The 4,127-nt window shown below is 60.8% G+C and carries 5 protein-coding genes; 3 read left to right on the top strand and 2 right to left on the bottom strand.

Going from position 1 to position 4,127, the window contains the following annotated elements; translation table 11 throughout:
* Positions 1-159: 159 nt before the first annotated feature.
* Positions 160-519 (top strand): hypothetical protein, encoded by a 360-nt coding sequence (locus HMPREF0298_RS12935; protein WP_211205445.1) that lies wholly within the window; start codon positions 160-162, stop codon positions 517-519.
* Between the two features lie 34 nt (positions 520-553).
* Here the strand turns inward: HMPREF0298_RS12935 and HMPREF0298_RS11135 are convergent, their stop codons facing one another.
* A complete protein-coding gene (locus HMPREF0298_RS11135) occupies positions 554-1,543 on the bottom strand; it encodes an NAD(P)-binding domain-containing protein (protein WP_040423209.1) in 990 nt (329 codons plus the stop codon).
* Positions 1,536-1,877 (bottom strand): ArsR/SmtB family transcription factor, encoded by a 342-nt coding sequence (locus HMPREF0298_RS11140; protein WP_006841301.1) that lies wholly within the window; start codon positions 1,875-1,877, stop codon positions 1,536-1,538. The genes HMPREF0298_RS11135 and HMPREF0298_RS11140 overlap by 8 nt, the downstream gene beginning before the upstream one ends.
* 80 nt (positions 1,878-1,957) lie before the next feature.
* Between HMPREF0298_RS11140 and arsB the strand changes: the two genes are divergently transcribed.
* Both arsB and HMPREF0298_RS11150 read left to right on the top strand, forming a co-directional pair.
* Positions 1,958-3,010 (top strand): ACR3 family arsenite efflux transporter, encoded by a 1,053-nt coding sequence (gene arsB, locus HMPREF0298_RS11145; RefSeq protein WP_006841302.1) that lies wholly within the window; start codon positions 1,958-1,960, stop codon positions 3,008-3,010.
* On the top strand, positions 3,007-3,423 hold the full coding sequence (locus HMPREF0298_RS11150; RefSeq protein ID WP_040423210.1) for an arsenate-mycothiol transferase ArsC: 417 nt from the start codon (positions 3,007-3,009) through the stop codon (positions 3,421-3,423). The genes arsB and HMPREF0298_RS11150 overlap by 4 nt, the downstream gene beginning before the upstream one ends.
* The last annotated feature ends 704 nt before the right edge of the window (positions 3,424-4,127 follow it).

Here is a 4,127-nt window from a genome sequence, read left to right on the forward strand (position 1 = left end):
TACCCGCAGTCCATTGCTGCCACCGCTAATAAATACGGCCTAGCCGATACTCACGCAGCACCCCATTAGGGATACAGCACGACCTCGACATACGATTCGACGTTGTTCCTCGAGACCCGCAAACGCGATCACGGCCTAGGAGACCCTATTCTTACGGCGTTGGCCACTGCGACACCCGTGGCTGCCGACGGTTACCGTCAGGATTATGGAACCGCCCAGCTACCAGGGGTGATCGGCACGAAGTGGGGATGGTCTGACGACCGCACCTCCCTGCACGCCAGCGCCTCGTACGGCGAAGATTTCTCGGTTTCAGCCCATACCTTCGGGCCCGCCGCCCAGCTCACCGCCGACGTGCTCGGCGCCTTTGCACACCAGAACCCGGCGCTGCACCGCGCGATCGACGATGCTGCCACCGCGGTGCACCAGGCGGTTGATACGGTCACCAGCTCTGCCGCGCCCGGTGATGTGCACCGCGCAATTGACGACGCCGCCTGGCGCGCGCACGAGATCGTGCCTTAGCGCTGTTTCGCTTCGACTCAACCCAAAAGACTCCTCACGCGTTCTTCTGGGAGCGCACGTTGTTCGCGATTTCTTGCGCCACCCGCTTCGCGTACGGCCCTACCCCGGTGATAGTGGCTGAGCCGGGGCCCACCCAATCGCCGTAGCCGACGAGGTAAAGGCCGCGCGGGGCGGCGTCGGCAAGCAAGCGCACCGGCCCCAATGCTGGCCGAAAACCGGTGCACCAGATGAGGTGGTCGGCGTCTACCTGATCGAGTGAATCAAAAATCGGCGTTGCTCGAAGCAGGCCCGAATCGCGGGCGTCGCGCACCTGGGGGAGGACCACGATGTCGCCCAGGTCGGAATCGGCGCCGGGGTCCTCCTCGCCGCGCAGAATCGCCAGCATGCGCTCGCGGTTTCGCGTAAACAGAACTCGCCCATCGACGTCATCGGGCATCCATCGCGGCTCATGGCGGGTGTACCAGGTGACATCAGCCACGCTTGATAGCTCGGCTGCAATCTGCACTCCGGAGTTGGCAGCGCCGACAACGGCGACTCGGCTGCCGAGAAAAGGATCCGGCCCTGGATAGTTCGCGGAATGCCACTGCTCACCGCCGAACGCGCCAGGGTAGTGGGGCACAAATGGTGCGGACCACGTCCCCGTTGCAGCGACTACATTATCGGCTGTCCATTCCCCCGCATCGGACCGCACATGGAAAAGGCCATCGTAGTCAATGCGGGTGACGCGCACCGGCCGAACGACGGGAATTTCGTAGCGGCGCTCGTATTCCGACAAGTACTTCACGACGTGATCCGCAGGCGGAAACCCCGTGTAGTGGGGCATCGGCCACCCCGGCAGATTGGAAAAGTCTGACATGGAAAACAACGTCATCGATGGCCACACGTGGCGCCAGGCCCCTCCTGGCGCGGGCTGGTCATCCACGACGATGTAGTCCACACCCGCGCGACGCAAGTAAAACGCGGTAGCGAGCCCGGCCTGGCCACCGCCGATCACAACGGCCTCATGGTGCGCACGTTCACCCAATGTCCAGCACCCCCCGGAGCTCCCGGAACACCTCAGGGCGCACAGTATGAAACACGCTGCGGCCCTGTTGGTGACGGGAAAGCAAGCCCGCATCGGTGAGCTTTTTCAAATGGTGCGACACCGTTGGCTGGCTCAGGTCCAGGATATCCGCGAGTTCGCCGACCGTAGTGGGCCCGCAACCCTCGCCGGCGAGGTGGGACAAGATCTGGAGGCGCACCGGCTCGGCGAGCACCTTGAACAGCAAGGCGTACCGTGCCGCGTCGTGGTCGGAAAAGCGCCCCGTAGAAAGGGGGCAGCAGGTGGTGGTGGCGTCGGCAAGCACGGGCGAAGGCATAGGAACAGCATATATTGACGGCAATCTATATTGGAAGTATATTTCCATCGATAGATGTCAATATGACCCGAAAGCGAGACATGTCACTCCTCGATCGCCTCCTCCCCCTATGGATCCTGCTCGCCATGATCACAGGCCTTCTGCTTGGCCGCCTCATTCCCGGCCTCGACACCTTCCTCGATTCAATGAGCGTCGGCGGAATCTCTTTGCCCATCGCACTGGGACTTCTCATCATGATGTACCCGCCACTGGCCAAAGTGCGCTACGACAAGACGAAGGAAATCGCCGCTAACAAGCGCCTCATGGCGATCTCCCTAGTGCTGAACTGGATCGTCGGTCCCGCGCTGATGTTTGCGCTGGCCTGGATCTTCCTTCCCGACGCCCCCGAACTGCGCACCGGCCTGATCATCGTCGGCCTCGCGCGGTGTATCGCCATGGTGCTGGTGTGGACCGACCTGTCGTGCTCCGATAGGGAAGCCACCGCAGTCCTAGTGGCGATCAACTCACTCTTCCAGGTCCTCATGTTCGGTGTTCTCGGGTGGTTTTACCTGCAGATTCTTCCGTCCTGGCTCGGCCTGTCCACGACGTCGGTGAACTTCTCCTTCTGGGCGATTGTCGGTTCAGTCCTCGTCTTCCTCGGCATCCCGCTGGTCCTAGGCGCGCTCTCGCGCGTGGTGGGGGAGCGGCTGCGCGGGCGAGCGTGGTACGAGAACACATTTGTGCCGACGATCTCACCCCTCGCACTTGTGGGTCTGCTCTACACAGTCGTACTGCTGTTTTCCCTACAGGGAGAGCAGATCACCTCCCAACCGCTCACCATCGCGCGCATGGCCCTGCCCCTCCTGATCTACTTCGTGGGCATGTTCTTCATCGCCCTGTTTGTGTCCAAGGCCGCAGGGCTGAACTACGCGCAATCCGGTGCCGTTTCCTTCACCGCCGCGGGCAACAACTTCGAGCTGGCCATCGCGGTATCCATCGGCACCTTCGGCGCCGCGTCAGGCGAAGCACTCGCCGGTACGATTGGGCCCATGATCGAGATCCCGGTACTCGTCGGACTCGTCTACACCATGCTCTGGCTTGGACCCCGCCTCTTTCCCCACGATCCCACTTTGCCCGAAAGGACCACCCCATGACATCCGTACTGTTCATCTGCGTCGGTAACGGCGGTAAATCTCAAATGGCGGCAGCACTCGCCGAAAAGCATGCCGCCAGCGCCGTCGACATCTACTCCGCAGGTACCAAACCCGGCAACAAGCTCAATTCCGAATCCGTTGAAGCTATCGCCGAAGTGGGCGCCGATATGTCTAAAGGCACGCCGAAACCCATTGATCCCGAGTTGTTGTCCACCGTCGACCGAATAGTAGTCCTCGGTGAGGACGCGCAAGTAGACATGCCCGCCGACGCTCGCGGCTCACTTGAACGCTGGGTGACAGACGAGCCCTCACACCGAGGCATTGAGGGGATGGAACGCATGCGGCTAGTACGCGACGACATCGAGGCGCGCGTGCGGGGGCTGCTCACGGAGCTCGGCATCCAGAACAAATAGGCGGCCGAACTGGGACGATTGCCTGGCGTACACGCTCAAGGGACCAGCCAGCATCGTAAATAACGCCGACGCCTCGCGCTTGATTAAATCTCGAGCCAAAAGTCAGACCCTTCGCGCAACAACATTGGCGAGTCGGGCAAGTCACGTGTGGTCGTAGATCTTTGATTCCGAACCACGGTTTTCTAAGGGGTTAGGCCCAAAGGCCGGCTTAGAGGGTTAGGACGCGGTTTAATCTTGCGGCGACCATCCTGCTAGAGCCTTATGCATCGATGCCGTCGGTGGCGATGGCACCTCCAACCTGCACCGGATATGCCATCGATACCTAGCGCCTCGTCGGATCCACTCGGCCTGTTGCTCCGTTGCTAAAGATCCGTCGATGCCTACAACTGCACCGCGGTTAGGCTAGACGCAAGCAACAGTAATCTGTGCGGCGGTGAAATTTCTCGTCTACGACGATCAGTAGGGTTATTCGACCAGCGCTTAGTACTCACTGGTTTGGGTGCATTGAAAGCCCCGACATTTCGTCCAGGGGCTCCTGCAGGTAGTCGGGGTAAAAGAGCTTGATCTGCCCTAAGTACTCGTCGACGTCACGGGCTTGAGTCCACACGCTTCGCGGGCACATTCGCGTTCAGATGGTTGTGAAGTGCCCCAGGTTTTGTTCCGTTTGAGTAGATGGGAAAATCTTCGAACATGCCGAAGAAGTT

The sequence above is a fragment of the Corynebacterium lipophiloflavum DSM 44291 genome, from assembly GCF_000159635.1.
Lineage (GTDB): Bacteria > Actinomycetota > Actinomycetes > Mycobacteriales > Mycobacteriaceae > Corynebacterium > Corynebacterium lipophiloflavum.

Excerpts from the sequence above, each read along its gene's own strand:
- arsB (WP_006841302.1), top strand. The coding sequence starts at position 1,958 with ATGTCACTCCTCGATCGCCTCCTCCCCCTATGGATCCTGCTCGCCATG.
- HMPREF0298_RS11140 (WP_006841301.1), bottom strand. The coding sequence starts at position 1,877 with ATGCCTTCGCCCGTGCTTGCCGACGCCACCACCACCTGCTGCCCCCTT.
- HMPREF0298_RS11150 (WP_040423210.1), top strand. The coding sequence starts at position 3,007 with ATGACATCCGTACTGTTCATCTGCGTCGGTAACGGCGGTAAATCTCAA.